At 38.9% G+C, this 558-nt stretch carries 1 protein-coding gene and 1 pseudogene; both read right to left on the reverse strand.

What is annotated here, in order from left to right; all coding sequences use genetic code 11:
* Window positions 1–194, reverse strand: a pseudogene (locus tag AC1DRF_RS31805) (carbohydrate ABC transporter substrate-binding protein); the annotation flags it as partial.
* A 70-nt stretch (window positions 195–264) separates the two neighbouring features.
* Window positions 265–558: ABC transporter permease subunit (locus AC1DRF_RS31810; protein ID WP_477742804.1), on the reverse strand; the 294-nt coding region annotated here is incomplete at its 5' end.

A 558-nucleotide genomic window follows, 5' to 3' on the forward strand; every position in this document is an offset into this window, starting at 1 on the left:
TTTGTGTATTGATCAGTTAGAGCTTTTAGCTGATCAGCGATTTCTACTTTTCCTTGAAATACATCTACTACTACTTGATCTCCGCCGCTTTTTTTATTACCTGATGCGCTTTCGTTTGAACACGCGGTTGAAAATAAAAGCGTAGCCGATAAAACACCTGCTGCTAAAGGCCATTTTTTCATTTTAAATGCCATTTTCCGTTCCTCCCTATTTGCTGCTGATTTTGACGCCTCAGCATCAAAATCAGCCCTGTTGCCGTTTCTATTATTTAATTGAACCGCTTGTAATTCCTTTAACAATGTGTTTTTGCATTGCAAAGAAGAAGATTAATAGCGGGATAATACTGATTACAAGTGCTGCTAGTGCTAAATCCCACTGCTTTGTATACTGACCAAAGAAGAAGAATGTCGCAAGCGGAATCGTTCTTAGCTCAGGATCTTGAAGAACAAGAGACGGAAGTAAGAAGTCATTCCAAATCCATAGGCTGTTTAAGATAACTACGGTTACTGTAATTGGTTTTAATAACGGGAACACAATTCTCCAGAATACGCCTAGACG

It is taken from the genome of Priestia sp. P5_B4 (assembly GCF_056400385.1).